The sequence below is a fragment of the Methylomonas sp. AM2-LC genome (genome assembly GCF_039904985.1).
In the GTDB taxonomy this organism is placed as follows: domain Bacteria; phylum Pseudomonadota; class Gammaproteobacteria; order Methylococcales; family Methylomonadaceae; genus Methylomonas.
Window position 1 is genome coordinate 4,156,455 of the sequence record NZ_CP157005.1, and the last position, 18,117, is coordinate 4,174,571.

An 18,117-nucleotide genomic window follows, 5' to 3' on the forward strand; every position below is an offset into this window, starting at 1 on the left:
AGACAGGGGATGCATGTATGAGCCAAGGTATAGTGTAATAGACTATTAATGCTAAGAAAATGTGACAAATTGTCGCTGCATTACCGATGGCAAGCGAAACTTAGCCTACAGTCGGCGGAGCCATTCGACAGCAACACAGCCTAAATAGGTTGAAAATAGCCTTCGATCGCTTTAATCAGCTTTTTATTTAAGGCAAACATCACTACATGATCACCTTCTGCAAATACTGTATCGTGATGCACTGGCAACACTTCTTTTTCGCGTATCAATGCCCCTAATATGACGCCATCAGGCAGATTGACTTGATCAACCCGCAAACCGACCACAGAGCTAGAATTTTTACTGCGATGAGCAATAGCTTCTATGGCTTCTGCACTGCCACCACAAACCGAACTCACACCAACCACATCACCCTTTCTGACATGCTTGAGGATACCGCCTAAGGTTTCCAGTCTGGGCTGAATAGCTAAATCAATATCACTACCATCAAGTAATTTAAGATAGGCATTATTGTTAACCAGACAGATTGCGCGCTTGGCACCCAGTTTTTTTGCCAGCCCGGCAGAAATAAGATTGATACCATCGTTATTAGTAATGGCGCAGAATAAATCAGTATTTTCGATCATTTCTTCTTGCAGCAAACCCTCATCCGTACAATCACCATGTAAAATCAGCGTATTACGGAGATCATTAGCAATATCTTTGGCGCGATCCAAGTCTAATTCTATCACTTTGACTTGATAATTTTTCTCCAGAGCTATAGCTAAACGCTTACCGACATGTCCACCGCCTGCAATCATGACAGTCTTGATGGGCGCTTCAAGCTTATGCAGGTCTATCAATGTTTTACGCACTTTATCGCGCGGACAAACAAAAAACACCTCGTCCCCGGTTGCTATCACCGCTTCGCCATTTACAGAAATGGCTTTTCCATCCCGGAATATGGCTGCCACTCGAATCATTCCATCCGCCAGCTTTTCTTTTACCACTTGAATTCTTTTGCCCGTTAAAAAGCCCGTAGCAACCACTTTTATTGAAAATAGACGAATTAAACCATCTGCAAATTCGGAAACATGTAGTGCACCAGGGAATTTAACCAGATTATGCAAAGACTCTGTTATCAATTGTTCAGGACTAATAACAATATCAATTCCACCTGGCTGGAATAACTGTGGGTGGTTAAGAAAATCAATAGCCCGTACTCTGGCTATAGTTTTTGGTTTGCTATACAGTGTATTAATGACATGACAGGCCAGCATATTGGTTTCATCCTGATCGGTAACCGCAATGACCATATCAGCATCTTTTATACCAGCACTTTCAAGGATAGTTGGATGAGTCGCATTACCTTCAACAGTAGCAATATCCAACCGGGCTTTAAGCGCGGTTAGTAAATGTGGCTTTTTATCGATTACGACTATATCGTTTTCTTCACTGGCTAAAGCGCCAGCTACAGAAGAACCGGTAACACCGGCACCGAGAATCACTATTTTCATTAAAATCTCAGATAGGGTAAGGTTTTACAGGATGGGAATGTGTCTTGATGCATTGAAAAGACGAATCAGCAATTTTGTAAATTATACGCAGATAGGCTGGCTTGTCCATGTTAAATCTGAACTTATCTATTAACAATGGCTTGATTACTGGTCATAGACACCTCATAACGTTTATAATTACATACTTTGAATTCACTCTCACACTGGAAATATCATGCTGGGTAAGCTGGTTAAACTGATTGTCGGTAGCCGTAACGACAGGCTGGTCAAGAAAAAGCGTAAATTGGTTAAAAGAATTAATGCCTTGGCGGCAGAATATGAACAATTATCCGATGATGCCTTACAAGCCAAAACGCAAGAATTTCGCGAACGTTTGGCCCAAGGTGAAAAACTTGACAATTTAATACCGGAAGCTTTTGCTGCCATCCGTGAAGCATCTACCCGAGTTTTTGGGATGCGCCATTTCGATGTGCAAATGATAGGCGGCATGGTTTTAAATAGTGGCAAAATAGCTGAAATGAAAACCGGGGAAGGTAAAACCCTGATGGCTACCTTGGCTGCCTATCTAAACGCCCTGCCCGGCCATGGCGTACACGTGGTTACCGTTAATGATTATTTGGCTAAACGTGACGCAGAATGGATGGGTAAGCTCTATGGTTTCATGGGATTAACCACCGGTGTAATCGTCAGCGACCTCAGCCACGAGCAACGCAAAATTGCTTATGCGGCTGACATTACCTATGGAACAAACAATGAATTCGGTTTCGATTATTTGCGCGACAATATGGCATTTAATTTGGACCAAAAAGTTCAGCGCGAATTAAACTTTGCGATTGTAGACGAAGTGGATTCTATCCTGATTGACGAGGCACGAACGCCTTTAATCATATCTGGTCAGGCAGAAGGCAGCACCGAAATTTATCTGACCACCAATCAAATCATTCCATATCTGACAAAACAGGAAAAATCGGAAGATCCTGATCTGCAAGACAAAATGCCTGGTGATTATGCAGTTGATGAAAAGTCTCGGCAAATTCATCTCACAGAGGCGGGTTACGAGCGAGTTGAAAGCTTATTGGCTGAACACGGTTTGATAGCAGATGGCTCAACACTCTATGATGCTGCAAATATTCGCTTGATGCATTATTTGAGTGCCTCATTACGTGCGCATGTATTGTTTCAAAAAGATGTTGATTATGTAGTTGCAAATAATCAAATTATCATCGTTGACGAATTTACCGGCCGGATGATGACCGGACGCCGCTGGTCAGAAGGCTTGCATCAAGCGGTTGAAGCTAAAGAAAACGTGCAGATACAAAATGAAAATCAAACCTTGGCATCTATCACGTTTCAGAATTACTTCCGTCTTTATAGAAAACTGTCTGGAATGACAGGTACGGCTGATACTGAAGCCTTCGAACTCAATAAAATTTATGGTCTGGAAGTAGTCGTAATACCTACTCACCGCCCAATGATACGTAAAGACATGGGTGACTTGGTATTTTTGTCAGCTCGCGAAAAATATCAGGCAGTGATTGAAGACATCAAGGATTGTGTAAAACGTCAGCAACCTGTATTGGTAGGTACCAGCTCAATTGAAAACTCCGAACTTATCTCCGGATTATTAAAACAACAAAATATTCAGCATGAAGTACTTAACGCCAAACAGCACGAACGCGAAGCGCATATTATAGAACGTGCGGGTATGCCTGGCGCTGTGACTATTGCTACCAACATGGCAGGTCGTGGTACGGATATTGTATTGGGTGGCAGCTTGTCTGCAGAGCTAGCCTTGTTAGGTGATGATGCTAGCGACGCTGAAAAAAATAATGTCCGCAATGCTTGGCAGGAACGCCATGAAAAAGTATTACAAAGCGGTGGTTTACATGTTATTGGCGCAGAGCGCCATGAATCAAGACGTATAGACAATCAGCTTAGAGGCCGGTCTGGACGTCAGGGCGATCCAGGCTCTACACGATTCTATTTGTCATTACAAGATGATCTGATGCGTATTTTTGCGTCAGAGCGCGTTGCGGGTTTAATGCAAAAACTGGGAATGCAAGAAGGTGAAGCTATTGAACACCCCTTAGTAACTCGATCAATTGAAAGTGCGCAACGTAAAGTTGAGAATCGCAACTTTGATATTCGTAAAGAAATTCTGGCATATGACGATGTTGCCAATGATCAACGCAAGGTTATCTACTCACAACGTAATGAGTTAATGGCTGCTGAAGATATTAGTGATATTGTTACTGCAATTCGTAACGATGTACTTAATGACGTTATTACCGCTTTCATTCCAGCTAAAACTATGCAGGAACAGTGGGATATTCACGGTTTGGAAATACATTTACATCAAGAGTTTAACCTAAGCTTGCCCTTACAGGATATGTTAAACCAGGATGTCAGTCTAAACGAACCTAAACTTCGGCAAATCATTATTGACAAAGCAGCTCAAGAAAGTCACAACAAGGAAGCTGCCATTGGTGCTGACGTGTTGCGGCATTTTGAAAAATCTGTCATGTTACAGGTATTGGACAATAGCTGGAAAGAACATTTGGCGGCTATGGATCAGTTGCGTCAAGGTATACATTTCCGTGGTTATGCACAAAAAGATCCTAAGCAAGAGTATAAACGAGAATCTTTTATCATGTTTAGCGACTTGTTAACCCATATCAAACAAGAGGTGGTAGGCATACTAGCTAAAGTGCAAGTTACCAGAGAAGAAGATGTAAAAGCACTGGATGAACAGCGTCAGGCTCCTCAGGAAATGCACTTTGAACATGCTGAAGCGCACTCTGCATTTGAAGTGGAACAAACGCCTGTTGCTACTCCGCAACCGAATAATGATCAACCGTTTGTGCGTAACGCTGAAAAAATAGGGCGTAACGATATTTGCCCGTGCGGATCCGGCAAAAAATATAAGCAATGCCACGGCAGATTGGAATAAGCGCGTAAAGGAAGGAAATAAGCACAGAGGAAATGCCTGTCTAAATCCAACATAGCCGCAGCAAACAATCTAATGTATAAACACACATACCCAAGTACTATCTTGGGTATGTGTGTTAGAAATAGTAAAACACGAGTCTATACAGGTAAGCAGCATCTAAAGCACTAGTAATTTGGGAGTTGATTATCGCTTCCAGTTCCCAGTCGACTAAATCCAAACTTGAGGACAAAACGATGCCCCATAGAGTTTTTCGAAAAAGCACACCAAAGTCCGATATTACCAAACTGCCTAAACTCGGACTAGACAAAAAACATTTTATCGCTGATTTCAAACACTATTACAGTCATAGACTGGGACGGGATGAACATTGCCGATCACCGCATTACGCCTATGAAGCATTATCACTGGCAATCAGTGATCGCCTAGTTGAGCGATGGAAAAACACGTACAACACTTACAAAGACTTGGATTGCAAGCGTGCTTATTATCTTTCCATGGAGTTTTTAATCGGTCGTTCATTAAGTAACGCCATGTTAAATCTGGGCGTTGATAACGCTGTTAAAGCCGCCTTATACGATCTGGGATTAGAAGCTGAAGAACTGGTCGATAGCGAAGTGGATGCAGGTTTGGGAAATGGCGGCCTTGGTCGTTTAGCCGCTTGTTTTATCGATAGCTGCGCCACCTTGCAATTACCGGTAACGGGTTATGGTCTGCGTTACGAATACGGCATGTTTACTCAACAGATAGTTAATGGTGAACAAGTAGAATTACCTGATCACTGGTTAAGAATGGGCAATATTTGGGAGATAGAAAGACCCGAATATATGGCTAGAGTTAAATTTGGCGGTAGAACGCAAAGCCATATTGATGAAAAAGGTAACAAAAGAACAACTTGGCTGGATACACACGATGTTTTAGCCATGCCCTATGATACCCCGGTACCTGGTTATAAAAACGGTACGGTAAATACTCTACGGCTTTGGAAAGCAATCGCGACCGAAGAGTTCAATCTCCAGGAATTTAATGAAGGTGATTACGCAGAGGCTGTAGCGCAAAAAAATACAGCTGAAAACATTACCATGGTGCTTTATCCCAACGATGCCAACGAAAATGGTAAGGCCTTACGTTTACAGCAACAATATTTATTGGCTTCCGCCAGCTTACAAGACGTCATAGCCAATTGGGTAGGTCGACACGGCAACAACTTCACCCATTTTGCCGAAAAAAATTGCTTCCAATTGAATGATACCCACCCTAGCATTGCGGTTGCCGAATTAATGCGCTTGCTGCTGGACTTACACGGTTTAGCCTGGAAAGATGCTTGGGCCATTACCTGTAAAACCATGGCTTATACCAACCACACCTTGTTACCTGAGGCTTTGGAAAGATGGTCTGTAAGTCTAATGGAAAACCTGTTACCGCGCCTAATGGAAATTATTTTCGACATTAACGCTCACTTCATGGCTGAAGTATCAGCACGCTGGCCTGGTGATAATGATCGCATGGCACGTATGTCTATCATTGAAGAAGGTCGTGATAAAAAAGTACGCATGGCATATCTGGCTATCGTTGGTAGTTTTTCTGTTAATGGCGTTGCTGAATTACACTCAAAATTACTGCAGGAAGGTTTATTCAGAGATTTTTATGAATTGTGGCCTTACAAATTTAATAATAAAACCAATGGCGTTACGCCAAGACGTTGGTTAGCTGCCTGCAATCCTGATTTGGCAGAATTGATTACAGCCACTATTGGTGATGAATGGATCACTAATTTATCAGCTCTGGCTAAATTACGTCCGTTTGCTGAAGATGCCACATTCAGAAAAAAATGGGCTGAATTAAAACGTGCCAACAAACAACGCCTAGTCAATTACAAAAAAGACGAACATGACATTGAAATCAATGTCGATGCATTATTTGATGTTCAGGTTAAACGTATTCATGAATACAAGCGCCAAATTCTCAATGTTTTGCATGTTATCTACCTATATGACTGTATCAAACGTGGTGAAACTAAAAACTGGGTACCACGCTGTGTTTTAATTGGTGGCAAAGCCGCGCCTGGTTATGCCATGGCAAAAAAATCCATCAAACTGATCAACAACGTAGCAAACGTCATTAACAATGATCCGGCTATCGGTGACAAACTTAGACTGGTATTTATGCCTAACTATCGCGTCTCTGCAATGGAAAAAATTTGTCCTGGCGCTGATTTATCCGAACAAATATCGACTGCTGGCAAAGAGGCTTCTGGCACCGGAAACATGAAATTCATGATGAATGGTGCTTTAACCATTGGCACCTTAGACGGAGCCAACATTGAAATTCGTGAAGAAGCGGGAGAAGAAAATTTCTTCCTATTTGGCCTGACCGAATCTGAAGTTGAAGCCATGCATCAACATTACAACCCTCAAGCCATCATTAATCAGGATTCTGAATTACAAAATGTTATGCGTCTGTTGGAATGCGGCCATTTTAATCAGTTTGAACCGGGTATTTTTGATGACATTATTGCGGCACTTAAAAGTCCGCACGACCCCTGGATGACTATTGCCGACTTCCGCAGCTATATTGAAGCCCAAAAACGCGTGGAGCAGGCTTACAGAGATCAAGATCGTTGGACAAAAATGAGCATTCTGAATACAGCAGCCAGCGGTAAGTTTTCTACTGATCGGACAATTAGCGAATACAACCAGGAAATATGGAAACTTACCCCGGTTAATGTTGAAAAAAATCAATAAGTAGTAACTTAAGCTGATTTTAAGTATTTTTCGAAAAACCAAGCACCGGATAACTGACTGGTATCTACTTCAGTCAGTTATCTTAAGCGGTTTTATTACGGTTATGTTTCTAATAGTGAAACGAACAAGCGACAGCTTATGTTGTAGAAACCGTTTTTAATGGTAGCTGAGTGGCGAGATTAAGCCAATATCCAACACACCAACTATTTCGACTCAATCATGCACCAGCTTACCTAATCCTCTCATACTCTTATTATGCTTGATATAGTTTTGTTCGAGCCGGAAATTCCCGCAAATACCGGCAATATCATCCGTTTATGTGCCAATAGCGGCGCACATCTACATTTAATTCAACCGCTGGGTTTTGACCTTGATGATAAACGCTTACGGCGCGCTGGACTGGATTATCACGAATGGGTCAATATTAGACAATATGCGGCTTTGACTGATTATATAGACAGAGCCAATCCCAAACGCTTGTTTGCCTTAACGACAAAAGGTAAAACACCTTATCACCACATCCGCTATCAAGCAGGAGATGCCTTGTTGTTCGGCCCGGAAACACGCGGTTTGCCTGCTGACTTTTTAGATAAACTTCCCCCGCAGTTGAAATTATATTTACCCATGCGTGCAGAAAGCCGTAGCCTTAATTTATCCAATTGCGTATCCATTGTGCTTTATGAAGCCTGGAGACAATTGGATTTCCAAGGGGCTTTACCCAAGTTTTAGTGACTTTGATTGATTAACGGTCACTAATTACTAAATCTCCAGAGAGTGCATACGCAAAGCGTATTATCTATACTCTTTTATAATAGCCTGATTTGGGCCGGTATATATGTTTAAGGATACAAAGCCACTGTTTCAAGCCCCTGTGCTTCCGGCAAAGCAAACATGAGGTTTAGAGCTTGTACTGCCTGACCAGATGCACCTTTTACCAAATTATCAATCACGGATAAAATTACGACGGTATTGCCAGCTTGGGGTTGATGTACAGCAATCTGGCAACGATTACTGCCACGAACATTCCGGGTATCAGCATGACTACCAACGGGTAGCACATCGACAAAGCGCTCGTGGTTATAGTATTGCTCAAACAATTCCTGCAAATCTAAATCGCCTGACAATTGAGCATAGAGAGTTGCATGAATACCCCGTATCATCGGTGTTAAATGCGGAACAAACGTTAATCCTATCGGTTGGCCAGCGACATTTTGTAAGCCTTGCCTGATTTCAGGCAAATGTCTGTGTCCAGTGACCGCATAAGCTTTAAAGCTTTCCCCTGCTTCACTTTGAAGTGACGCTATTTCTGCTTTACGCCCTGCACCACTAGTACCGGATTTAACGTCGGCAATTAGCGTATCTAAATTAACAGTTGCGTGTTTAAGTAAAGGTAAAAAGCCCAATTGCACCGCTGTTGGGTAGCACCCCGGACAAGCTATCAAATTAGCTTGTTTGATTTGCTCACGATTAATTTCAGGTAAACCATAAACAGCTTCAGCGATTAAATCGGGACTAGCATGCGGCATGCCGTACCACTTTTCCCATTCAACTACATTTTTAATTCTAAAATCGGCAGATAAATCGATAACTTTTACACCCGATTTAAGTAAATCTGCCGCCATAGTCATCGCAGTACCATTGGGTGTTGCAAAAAACACCACCTGACACTCCAACAGTTGCTTTAGTTCTGGTGGGGTAAACACTAAATCGCACAATCCTCGTAAACTGGGATACAGTTTATCTACCCGCTGACCTGCATCGGCTCTTGAAGTGACTACCGTCACTTTCACATTGGGATGTAACACCAATATCCGCAGCAATTCCACACCGGTATACCCAGTGCCACCTACAATGCCTGCCTGTATCATTCTTTGTTTATCTCTCTAAATACTAAATAATCTAATTTGAATAGCTGTCGCTATCAGGCGAAATTTTCGGAAATCACTTCTGCACGAGTATAGGCGGCAGAAAACCAGCGAAACTCTTGCACATCAAAGAGCGTTAAACCATAATCAATTTCCGCTTCGTCCAAACTTAAAAATGCCCCGGTATCCACACACAAATGAGATAAAACTTGCCTTGGTTTATTGCTATAAGTATGTCCACAAAAAGTAGTTGATAAACCTTTTTGCATTCTGGCATTTTTCAACTTTGGTGCACGCAAGGTTAGTAAAGTTCGCCCCCAAAGTAAGCGCTCTTCAATATCATGCCTCAGTGTTTTTAGTTCTAGCCAATTATCAATATCACTATCCAGCCAGACTTCATTACTAGACTGCTTATAGTCGGGTCTAAGCAATTCGGCATGAATAACATTAAAGCGATTCAAACCCTCACCAACCACCAATATCAAGGGTAATTGTGCAAGTCGTTGCAAACAGCGGTTAAAAGCATCCGTCATTGCATACTGATCAGCAACAAAATAATCCTCTACCCAAGCCCCCCCATAATCAAGAAAGCCATTATTGTTTAAGTCATCTAAACTACGCAACTGACCTTTTTGCAGATAAGGCCAAAAACAATCTTGCATCATTAGCTCGTGATTACCCTGCACAGCATAAAACCATGGCTCAGCCAATAGCGCCAGACAACGCAATGAGTCTGGCCCTCTATCGATCATATCGCCAACAGAAAACAGTCGATCATATTTATAATCGAATTTAACAGCGTCCAATAAACGTTCCAGTAAACTGTAACAACCATGTAAATCGCCTATAACATAATCTTTACCTAATATATTTTCGGGCAATTGTCGAATCGGAAAAGTATCGTTCATAAACTCCTGGCATTAACTGTGTGGACAACAGTAAGTAACGTATGAATAATCCACGCCTATTTATACAACTCTATACGCTAAGCGTCTATAGCGCTTTTAGCCAAGTTGCGATGGTTATCCACACTACATTTCAGTGTCAAAATATAATAGGCCATGAGTATATAATAAAGTCTATTGTTCTACTTAAAAACCCTTAATCATGTATGCCATACAATCCATCACTTCAACAACTTCCAACGAGCTAGAATTAGCTTACTGCTCGCAGCCTGCACCTAACGATCAGCAAGTTTTGATCAAAGTTGCAGCAGCGGGCGTTAATCGACCGGACTTACTGCAACGTCAAGGAGTATACCCGCCACCAACAGGTGCATCTGATATTTTGGGGTTGGAAATAGCCGGTACTGTTGTTGAAATTGGACAGCAGGTTAGCACCTTAAAACCGGGTGATCTGATTTGTGCACTGGTGACAGGTGGTGGCTATGCTGAATATTGTGTTGCGGAAGAAGCTTGTTGTTTACCTATACCAAAAAACTTCAGTTTCGTGCAAGCCGCAGCCCTACCCGAAACTTTTTTTACGGTATGGAGCAATGTTTTTGAAAGAGGTGACATACAGTCTGGCGAAAGCTTGCTAGTACATGGAGGTGGCAGCGGTATCGGCACCACTGCCATTCAACTGGCCAAAGCCTTCGGAAATCCAGTTTATGTGACAGCAGGAAGTGAAGAAAAATGCCATAAATGTCTGGCGCTTGGTGCCAATACCGCTATTAACTACAACGATACTGATTTTGTCACTACCATACACACATTGACTGCAGGGCGAGGCGTGGATATTATTTTGGATATGATAGGTGGTGGCTATTTACCCCGCAACCTGAAATGTTTGGCTGAAGAAGGGCGTTTATTGCAAATAGCCATTCAACAGGGAGCAAAATGTGAACTAAATCTTTGGTCTCTAATGCTTAAACGCCTGACCATCACGGGGTCTACTTTAAGAACCAGAGATAATCTATTTAAAGGGTATATTGCCCAACAACTGCAAGAAAAAGTCTGGCCTTTCCTGAATAATGACCAGATTAAGCCTGTGATAGACACCGTATTTCCTCTGCGGGATGCTGAACAAGCACACGCCTACATGGAAAAAAATCAACATTTTGGAAAAATTATTTTAGAGGTTTAACATGGCATACCGCACACTGATTTCCCCTCTTACTTTGGCCGAGCATCTTGATGCGCCTGATTGGGTAATTTTCGATTGCAGGTTTTCTTTGGCCGATGTTACGGCAGGTCACAAAGCCTATCGTTTCGGACACTTGCCGGGCGCACGTTATGCCGATTTAAACCTGCATTTATCCTCACCCGTTAAAAGCTATACTGGCCGCCATCCTTTACCGGATTTTTCGGTTCTGACCCAACAATTAGGTTTATGGGGGGTTAAAAACCGCTCACAGGTTATTGTGTATGATGATGCCAATGGCGCATTTGCGGGGCGTATGTGGTGGCTATTACGCAGCTTGGGGCATGATGAGGTAGCGGTTTTAGATGGTGGCATCACGCAATGGCAAAAACTGGGGCTGCCCCTGACAACGAGACTACCCAAGCCTATCAGCACCTCTTTTAGAAGTTATCACGATAGCCGCTCATGGCTAACGACCACCGAAGTGGAAAATGGCCTCGCCAGCCAAAACATTACCCTGATAGATGCCAGAACAATGGAACGCTTTAAAGGCTTGCAGGAACCTATCGACCCTGTTGCCGGACATGTTCCCAAAGCAATCAACCGCCCCTTCCAGCTTAATCTTGATAAAAATGGCCTGTTTTTACCGGCTGCACAATTACGTATACAGTTTGAGCAGTTAACCCACTCAAGATTACCCGAACAAGTGGTGCATATGTGCGGTTCTGGTGTTACTGCCTGCCATAATCTGTTAGCCATGGAACACGCTGGACTAAACGGCTCCAAACTTTATGCAGGTTCATGGAGTGAATGGATAGTAGACCGCAACCGTGGAGTAAGTAGGGAATAGCTTATCTGTTTAACTCTACATGCATCTGGGCTTTGTCGAGTTCTCCTTCCGAATGCGATACCACAATGGTGGCTACCGTATTGCCAATGAGATTGGTTAAAGCCCTTGCTTCAGACATAAAGCGATCTACACCTAGAATTAACGATAACGAGGCAATCGGTAATGTAGGAACAACCGCTAATGTTGCCGCCAGCGTAATAAAGCCAGCCCCAGTGACACCCGATGCGCCTTTACTAGTCAACATGGCTACCAAAAAAAGTGTCAGTTGATCACTTAATGACAGCTCAATATTTAATGCTTGAGCCAAAAATAATGCCACCAGCGTCAAATAGATATTGGTACCATCCAAGTTGAACGAGTATCCAGTAGGCACCACCAGACCAACCACGGCGCGTGAACAACCCAAAGATTCTAATTTCTTCATTATTGGCACCAGCGCGGACTCTGAGGATGAAGTACCCAACACCAGTAACAATTCTTCCTTAATATATTTCAATAGTTTAATAATATTAAAACCATTCAAGGCAGCAATGCTACCCAGGACCATAAAGATAAACAGTATACAGGTCAGATAAAAGCTACCCATCAAAATTAGTAGTGGTTTAAGTGCGATCACGCCATATTTACCGATAGTAAACGCCATGGCTGCACCCGCACCGAGTGGTGCAAGCTTCATAATGGCATTGATCATAACAAAGAATAGCTGTGCGCACGCCTCAATAAAGCTGTAAACGGATTTACCAGCACTACCCATTTTTTGCAGGGCAAAGCCAAATAAAATTGCTACCAACAATACTTGCAGTAAGTCACCAGAACTGGTGAAAGCATCTGTAAAGGTTTTGGGGATGATATGCAGCAAAAAATCTACGACATTCTGCTCTGTTGCCTGTTTAACATACACAGAAACGGCCATCGGGTCTAATGTTGCTGGATCAACGTTAAAATCCTTGCCAGGACGAACAACATTGGCAACCAGCACACCAGTAGCTAGTGCAAAAGTAGAAACAACTTCAAAATAGAGCAGCGCTTTTACCCCTACGCGCCCGGTTTTTTTCATATCACCTGCCCCGGCAATACCTAGAACCACGGTGCAAAATACAATAGGTGCAATCAACATTTTGATTAAGTTGATAAAACCATCGCCGATGGGTTTAAGCATTACAGCATGGCGAGCATCCAGATACCCCAACACACCACCAGCTAAAATTGCCAGTAATACCCAAATATAGAGGCGAGTACTGGAAGTGGTATAAGAAGATGCCAGTTGCGTACCGTTTTCAATGGTCATGTTGAGGTTGCCAAATGCGCCAAATAGGCTCTAGCCAATTTACGCAAGCCATTTGCCGATACCTCCAATCCCAGAGGTGTAGTCACGGTTTCTAGCTCATACAACAAATCGGTAGCGGAAATCAATGTCAAATAGCGTAAACCTTCAGTACCCGTCAATTGTTTAGACGCATCGCGTAATAAGGGTGCCAGTTTATCCCAAGAATTATTCAGATACTCGCGAACCGGATCATGATCTGCGATATCAGGGGAAGTCAAGCCTTCAGTAAAGGCTGCACCTGCCTCTTGTAATACTTCTTTTAGGGTTTCAAGCTCACTTGCTGATTGCTGATTAAGTGGGGGCTTACGTAAGCTGTTTTCTAAATTTTGTTCCAGTTTACTCCAGACAGTTTGCCATTTTTGCAATTCTTCAGCATTGAACACTGCTTGTCCGGCAGAGTCTGATTTTTTAGGCTGAATGTAAGTAAAACCGATAGTAATCAACAAACCTTTATCATTCGCCTGAGCTTTATCAAAACGCAAACTGTTCAGTGTGTCATACAGTTTTTCGGCATCGTTTGCATCGACAAACGGTAATAAGGTTTTAACGATATCACCACGTAACGCGTTCAAATCTATTTTTAGCGTGGCTAATTTTGGTTGCACCACTTTATTAATTAAATCTTGAATTTGCTTGCTATTCAGCTGTCCATTATTATCATGCGCACTGACCTGAGTGACCGGAAAACTGAGTATGGTATGCGTAGCATCCAGAGTAGGTTGCTGCAGGGTTTGTAATAAGCCTCGCCATTCAACCAGCGGCACACAATTACCCCCCATGGTAAGGCCTATACGGGCGTGTAAAGTGTTATCAATTTTAACTTGCCCATTTTCGCCATTCAGTTGCGGATTGGAGGCATCCAGAAAGCTGCAATCTTTACCCTCTTTCCAAAAACGAGCGCTTTCACCCTCTCCTGTATACAGCTGATGTATCATCACATTACGGATTAACGTGTAATCCATGGGTACAGTCAGTTTTGTTTCTGTAGCCTGACTATTAAAAGCCAGCAAGTATGCGGCAAAAAAAATAAATCGTAACAATGACATGAACTACTCCTGATTAGTGTTCTTATTCCAGTTCATCTCTGTTAATAACGCCACGGTACCCCGATGAAATTGGATAACGGCGATCACGTCCAAATGCCCTGGCAGTAATGCGAATGCCCGGTGGCGATTGACGACGTTTGTATTCGTTGCGATCAACCAGGGCAATAGCACGGTTAATGTCGGCTAACTGATAACCTTGTGCCAAAATTTCAGCTGCGGGCAAGTCCTGTTCGATATAGCGTTCCAGTATGGGATCTAGCACAGCATAAGCGGGTAAGGAGTCTTCATCTTTCTGATCGGGTGCCAGTTCAGCCGAAGGTGGCCTGCTGATTACCCGCTCAGGTATCACCGCTGATAAACTATTGCGGTAGACAGCCAATTGATATACCAATAATTTATAAACATCTTTTAAAGGTGCAAAACCGCCTGCCATATCCCCATATAGCGTGGCATACCCCACACTCATTTCGCTTTTATTACCCGTAGTCAACAATAATTTTCCCTGTTTATTAGAAAGGGCCATTAGTAAAACCCCCCGACATCGGGCCTGAATATTTTCTTCAGTGGTATCTTTTTGTGCTCCAGCAAAAACCGGGGCCAACATATCCGTAAAAGCCTGAACTGCTGGCTCAATAGGGATAATTTGATAGTGCACCCCCAAAGCTTCAGCCTCCATACGTGCATCTTCAATACTCATGGGCTGGGTATAGCGCGAGGGCATCAATACTGCTTCAACTTTATCCGCCCCCAGAGCATCAACTGCCAGCGCCAAAACCAAGGCCGAATCGATGCCGCCAGACAGACCCAGAATAGCCCCCTGAAAACCGTTTTTATACACATAATCCTTAATTCCCAACACCAGAGCCTTATATTCACTAATCACTGACTGGTAGTGTGGGGCTATGGATTGGCAACTGACTGGTTTTGCATCATTAAATTCAACTAACGCAAGCTGTTCAACAAATTCTGCCGCACGAAACACCACCTTACCTTGATTATCGGCAACGAAAGATGAGCCATCAAAAATCAATTCATCCTGTCCACCGACTTGATTAACATAAACTAATGGAATACTGGAAGTGATTAGCTGTTGCGCGATAACATCTTCACGTTGATAGCTTTTACCAGCATGAAACGGAGAGGCATTCAAAGATAGAATAATTTGTGCACCTGCTTGGCGATTTTTTTCAATAATGCCGTTTTGCCAGATGTCTTCACAAATCGTCAAAGCCAGACAGGTATTTTTTAAGTAGAACAATACTGTTTCGTCGCCTGCCGTAAAATAACGTTGTTCATCAAACACGCCATAATTTGGCAGGGCATTTTTAGAATATTCAGCAATAACATCGCCATTCCGACAAACAATCGCCACATTATAAAGGCACTGGTTTTGTTGTTTCGGATAACCTAATACCACATCAATGCCTTGTACCTGAGCAATAATTTCTTGCACAGCTTCAGCCGCCTGCCGAATAAAATCGGTTCGAAACAATAAATCTTCCGGTGGATAACCGGTTACACATAATTCAGAGAATACTATAATATCGGCTTGTTGCGACTTAGCCTCGTTTACCGCCGCAATAATTTTGGCGGTATTTAGTTTTATATCTGCAACAGTGAAATTAAGCTGGGCAAGGGCAATTTTTAAAGACATCATTTATTTTAGAAACAATCCCGCATAGCAAAACCAATATCAGATGGCGAATTGACCATAACCACACCAGCGGCTTTCATGGCCGCCACTTTACCTGCAGCAGTGCCACACCCGCCAGTGACTATCGCCCCAGCGTGTCCCATACGTTTGCCAGGAGGTGCAGTTAAACCAGCAATATATCCCACTACCGGTTTAGTGACATGCGTTTTAATGTATTCAGCAGTTTTTTCTTCATCATTCCCACCAATTTCGCCCACCATGACAATGCCTTGGGTTTGTTCATCCGCTTGAAAACGGCTAATGACATCAATAAAATTCATGCCACGAATAGGGTCTCCACCGATACCGACGCAGGTACTTTGCCCTAAACCCTGCTGACTGGTTTGATGCACTGCTTCATAAGTTAATGTTCCAGAACGCGAAACAATACCTATTTTACCGGGCTTGTGAATATGACCCGGCATGATACCAATTTTACATTCGCCGGGTGTAATCACGCCTGGACAGTTTGGCCCAACCAACAAAGATTTGCTACCCTGCATAGCGGCTTTCACCCGCATCATTTCCAATACAGGAATCCCTTCAGTAATGCAAACAATCAGCTCAATACCCGCGTCTAAAGCTTCTAAAATAGCATCAGCAGCAAAAAAGGGTGGTACATAGATCATAGTGGCGGTTGCTGCAGTAGCAGCTACCGCTTGCTGTACTGTATCAAACACGGGCAAATCCAGATGCAGACTGCCTCCGCGCCCGGGCGTCACACCACCCACCAGCTTTGTACCATAGATCAAGGCTTGCTGAGAATGGAAAGTACCCTGCTTACCGGTAAATCCTTGACAAATAACACGGGTATTTTTATCAATCAGAATACTCATTTTCCAGCCTCCACTAACGCAACTACTTGCTCAGCAGCACTATTCAAATCGTTTGCTGCAATTAATCCTAACCCAGAGTTATTGAGCATTTCTCGGCCAATTTCAGCATTGGTGCCTTCAAGCCTGACTACAACAGGAATGCGCAAATGCATTTCTTCAACAGCTGCTAAAATTCCGGCAGCAATGACATCACATTGCACTATGCCGCCAAATATATTGACTAGAACGGCTTTAACAACACCATCCGCCAAAATTAATTTAAACGCCTCCTTAACCTTTTCTTTATTGGTACCCCCACCCACATCAAGAAAATTGGCAGGTTGTCCGCCTTTAAGTTTCACCATATCCATTGTAGCCATGGCTAGTCCAGCCCCATTAACCATACAGCCTATATTTCCACCTAAAGTGACATAGTTCAGGTCAAACAATTTTGCTTCGGCCTCCTTGGCATCTTCCTGCTCAATATCGCGCAGTGCCGCGATATCAGCGTGTGCAGCAACTGCGTTATCATCAAAATTGATTTTTGCATCTAAAGCCAATAAGCGGCCTTGTTCCGTTTCTATTAAAGGATTAATCTCAATCTGGCTGGCGTCTTTTGCCAAAAATAGTTGGTAAATCCCTAACAAAATTTTGTGTAATTGTGCTTGCTGCTCTTTTGCCAAGCCTAATGCAGCCGCCACCTGCCGTACCTGATAAGCTTGAAATCCTGCCGCAGGGTGTATGGGTACCCTTACAATTTTTTCTGGTGATTGTGCTGCCACGGCTTCTATATCCATACCACCTGCAGCTGAAGCTATAAAAAGCAAACCCTCGGTTTCCCTATCCAACACTAAACTCAGATAAAATTCTTGTTTAATTGCCGAAACTTCTTCAACAAGTACGGTATTTACCGGCAAGCCACTACTGTCTGTTTGATGAGTAACTAAACGCTTTCCCAACATATCAGTCGTAAATTCTTGTACTTCAGCCAAATCATGAGCTACTTTAACGCCACCCGCCTTTCCCCTTGCACCTGCATGAATCTGCGCTTTAACTACCCACGCCGAACCTGTTAGACTTTCAGCAATTTTTCGGGCCTGTTGCGCTGTTTCCGCAACTGCACCCTCAGGTACTGGCACGAAAAAATCCCGAAATAATTGTTTAGCCTGATATTCATGAATATTCATTTACTGCTCCATTTTAATGGCATTTGAATCAGATTTAAAAGAGGGTGCTATGATGGATGCCCCTG

General features: G+C 43.0%; 13 protein-coding genes. 5 read left to right on the plus strand and 8 right to left on the minus strand.

Annotation, left to right across the window (positions count from 1 at the left end):
* Positions 1-140: 140 nt before the first annotated feature.
* Positions 141-1,496, minus strand: a complete 1,356-nt coding sequence (gene trkA / locus ABH008_RS18520) for a Trk system potassium transporter TrkA (RefSeq protein WP_347987092.1) — start codon at positions 1,494-1,496, stop codon at positions 141-143.
* Between the two features lie 214 nt (positions 1,497-1,710).
* Between trkA and secA the strand changes: the two genes are divergently transcribed.
* From secA to trmL, 3 genes are all read left to right on the plus strand, one after another.
* On the plus strand, positions 1,711-4,446 hold the full coding sequence (gene secA / locus ABH008_RS18525; RefSeq protein ID WP_347987093.1) for a preprotein translocase subunit SecA: 2,736 nt from the start codon (positions 1,711-1,713) through the stop codon (positions 4,444-4,446).
* Positions 4,447-4,679: 233 nt separating this feature from the next.
* Complete coding sequence (locus tag ABH008_RS18530) at positions 4,680-7,187, plus strand: glycogen/starch/alpha-glucan phosphorylase (protein WP_347987094.1); 2,508 nt, start codon at positions 4,680-4,682, stop codon at positions 7,185-7,187.
* Positions 7,188-7,442: 255 nt separating this feature from the next.
* Positions 7,443-7,916, plus strand: coding sequence for a tRNA (uridine(34)/cytosine(34)/5-carboxymethylaminomethyluridine(34)-2'-O)-methyltransferase TrmL (gene trmL / locus ABH008_RS18535; RefSeq protein WP_347987095.1), 474 nt, complete (start codon positions 7,443-7,445; stop codon positions 7,914-7,916).
* Positions 7,917-8,026: 110 nt separating this feature from the next.
* On the opposite strand, the gene argC is transcribed toward trmL, so the two are convergent.
* Positions 8,027-9,055 carry an N-acetyl-gamma-glutamyl-phosphate reductase gene (gene argC / locus ABH008_RS18540; RefSeq protein ID WP_347987096.1) on the minus strand — a complete coding sequence of 343 codons (1,029 nt, stop codon included), beginning with the start codon at positions 9,053-9,055 and terminating at the stop codon, positions 8,027-8,029.
* Between the two features lie 53 nt (positions 9,056-9,108).
* Positions 9,109-9,960: a metallophosphoesterase gene (locus ABH008_RS18545; RefSeq protein WP_347987097.1), complete on the minus strand. Its 852-nt coding sequence runs from the start codon at positions 9,958-9,960 to the stop codon at positions 9,109-9,111.
* Positions 9,961-10,159: 199 nt separating this feature from the next.
* On the opposite strand from ABH008_RS18545, the gene ABH008_RS18550 reads away from it, so the two are divergent.
* The gene (locus ABH008_RS18550) at positions 10,160-11,137 is read left to right on the plus strand and encodes an NAD(P)H-quinone oxidoreductase (RefSeq protein WP_347987098.1); all 978 of its coding nucleotides are present in this window, start codon (positions 10,160-10,162) and stop codon (positions 11,135-11,137) included.
* 1 nt (position 11,138) lies between these two features.
* The gene (locus ABH008_RS18555; protein WP_347987099.1) at positions 11,139-11,984 is read left to right on the plus strand and encodes a sulfurtransferase; all 846 of its coding nucleotides are present in this window, start codon (positions 11,139-11,141) and stop codon (positions 11,982-11,984) included.
* 1 nt (position 11,985) lies between these two features.
* Here ABH008_RS18555 and ABH008_RS18560 read toward each other — a convergent pair whose 3' ends face one another.
* The 5 genes from ABH008_RS18560 to sucC are packed head-to-tail and all read right to left on the minus strand — an operon-like array spanning position 11,986 to position 18,052.
* Complete coding sequence (locus tag ABH008_RS18560; protein WP_347987100.1) at positions 11,986-13,272, minus strand: dicarboxylate/amino acid:cation symporter; 1,287 nt, start codon at positions 13,270-13,272, stop codon at positions 11,986-11,988.
* A complete protein-coding gene (locus tag ABH008_RS18565; protein WP_347987101.1) occupies positions 13,269-14,357 on the minus strand; it encodes a hypothetical protein in 1,089 nt (362 codons plus the stop codon). Before ABH008_RS18565 ends, ABH008_RS18560 begins: the two co-directional genes overlap by 4 nt.
* A gap of 22 nt (positions 14,358-14,379) precedes the next feature.
* Positions 14,380-16,011 carry an NAD+ synthase gene (locus ABH008_RS18570; RefSeq protein ID WP_347989994.1) on the minus strand — a complete coding sequence of 544 codons (1,632 nt, stop codon included), beginning with the start codon at positions 16,009-16,011 and terminating at the stop codon, positions 14,380-14,382.
* 8 nt (positions 16,012-16,019) lie between these two features.
* Positions 16,020-16,886 carry a succinate--CoA ligase subunit alpha gene (sucD, locus tag ABH008_RS18575; protein ID WP_347987102.1) on the minus strand — a complete coding sequence of 289 codons (867 nt, stop codon included), beginning with the start codon at positions 16,884-16,886 and terminating at the stop codon, positions 16,020-16,022.
* The gene (gene sucC, locus ABH008_RS18580) at positions 16,883-18,052 is read right to left on the minus strand and encodes an ADP-forming succinate--CoA ligase subunit beta (RefSeq protein WP_347987103.1); all 1,170 of its coding nucleotides are present in this window, start codon (positions 18,050-18,052) and stop codon (positions 16,883-16,885) included. The genes sucD and sucC overlap by 4 nt, the downstream gene beginning before the upstream one ends.
* Positions 18,053-18,117: the final 65 nt, after the last annotated feature.

Excerpts from the sequence above, each read along its gene's own strand:
- trkA (WP_347987092.1), bottom strand. The coding sequence starts at position 1,496 with ATGAAAATAGTGATTCTCGGTGCCGGTGTTACCGGTTCTTCTGTAGCT.
- secA (WP_347987093.1), top strand. The coding sequence starts at position 1,711 with ATGCTGGGTAAGCTGGTTAAACTGATTGTCGGTAGCCGTAACGACAGG.
- ABH008_RS18530 (WP_347987094.1), top strand. The coding sequence starts at position 4,680 with ATGCCCCATAGAGTTTTTCGAAAAAGCACACCAAAGTCCGATATTACC.
- trmL (WP_347987095.1), top strand. The coding sequence starts at position 7,443 with ATGCTTGATATAGTTTTGTTCGAGCCGGAAATTCCCGCAAATACCGGC.
- argC (WP_347987096.1), bottom strand. The coding sequence starts at position 9,055 with ATGATACAGGCAGGCATTGTAGGTGGCACTGGGTATACCGGTGTGGAA.
- ABH008_RS18545 (WP_347987097.1), bottom strand. The coding sequence starts at position 9,960 with ATGAACGATACTTTTCCGATTCGACAATTGCCCGAAAATATATTAGGT.
- ABH008_RS18550 (WP_347987098.1), top strand. The coding sequence starts at position 10,160 with ATGTATGCCATACAATCCATCACTTCAACAACTTCCAACGAGCTAGAA.
- ABH008_RS18555 (WP_347987099.1), top strand. The coding sequence starts at position 11,139 with ATGGCATACCGCACACTGATTTCCCCTCTTACTTTGGCCGAGCATCTT.
- ABH008_RS18560 (WP_347987100.1), bottom strand. The coding sequence starts at position 13,272 with ATGACCATTGAAAACGGTACGCAACTGGCATCTTCTTATACCACTTCC.
- ABH008_RS18565 (WP_347987101.1), bottom strand. The coding sequence starts at position 14,357 with ATGTCATTGTTACGATTTATTTTTTTTGCCGCATACTTGCTGGCTTTT.
- ABH008_RS18570 (WP_347989994.1), bottom strand. The coding sequence starts at position 16,011 with ATGTCTTTAAAAATTGCCCTTGCCCAGCTTAATTTCACTGTTGCAGAT.
- sucD (WP_347987102.1), bottom strand. The coding sequence starts at position 16,886 with ATGAGTATTCTGATTGATAAAAATACCCGTGTTATTTGTCAAGGATTT.
- sucC (WP_347987103.1), bottom strand. The coding sequence starts at position 18,052 with ATGAATATTCATGAATATCAGGCTAAACAATTATTTCGGGATTTTTTC.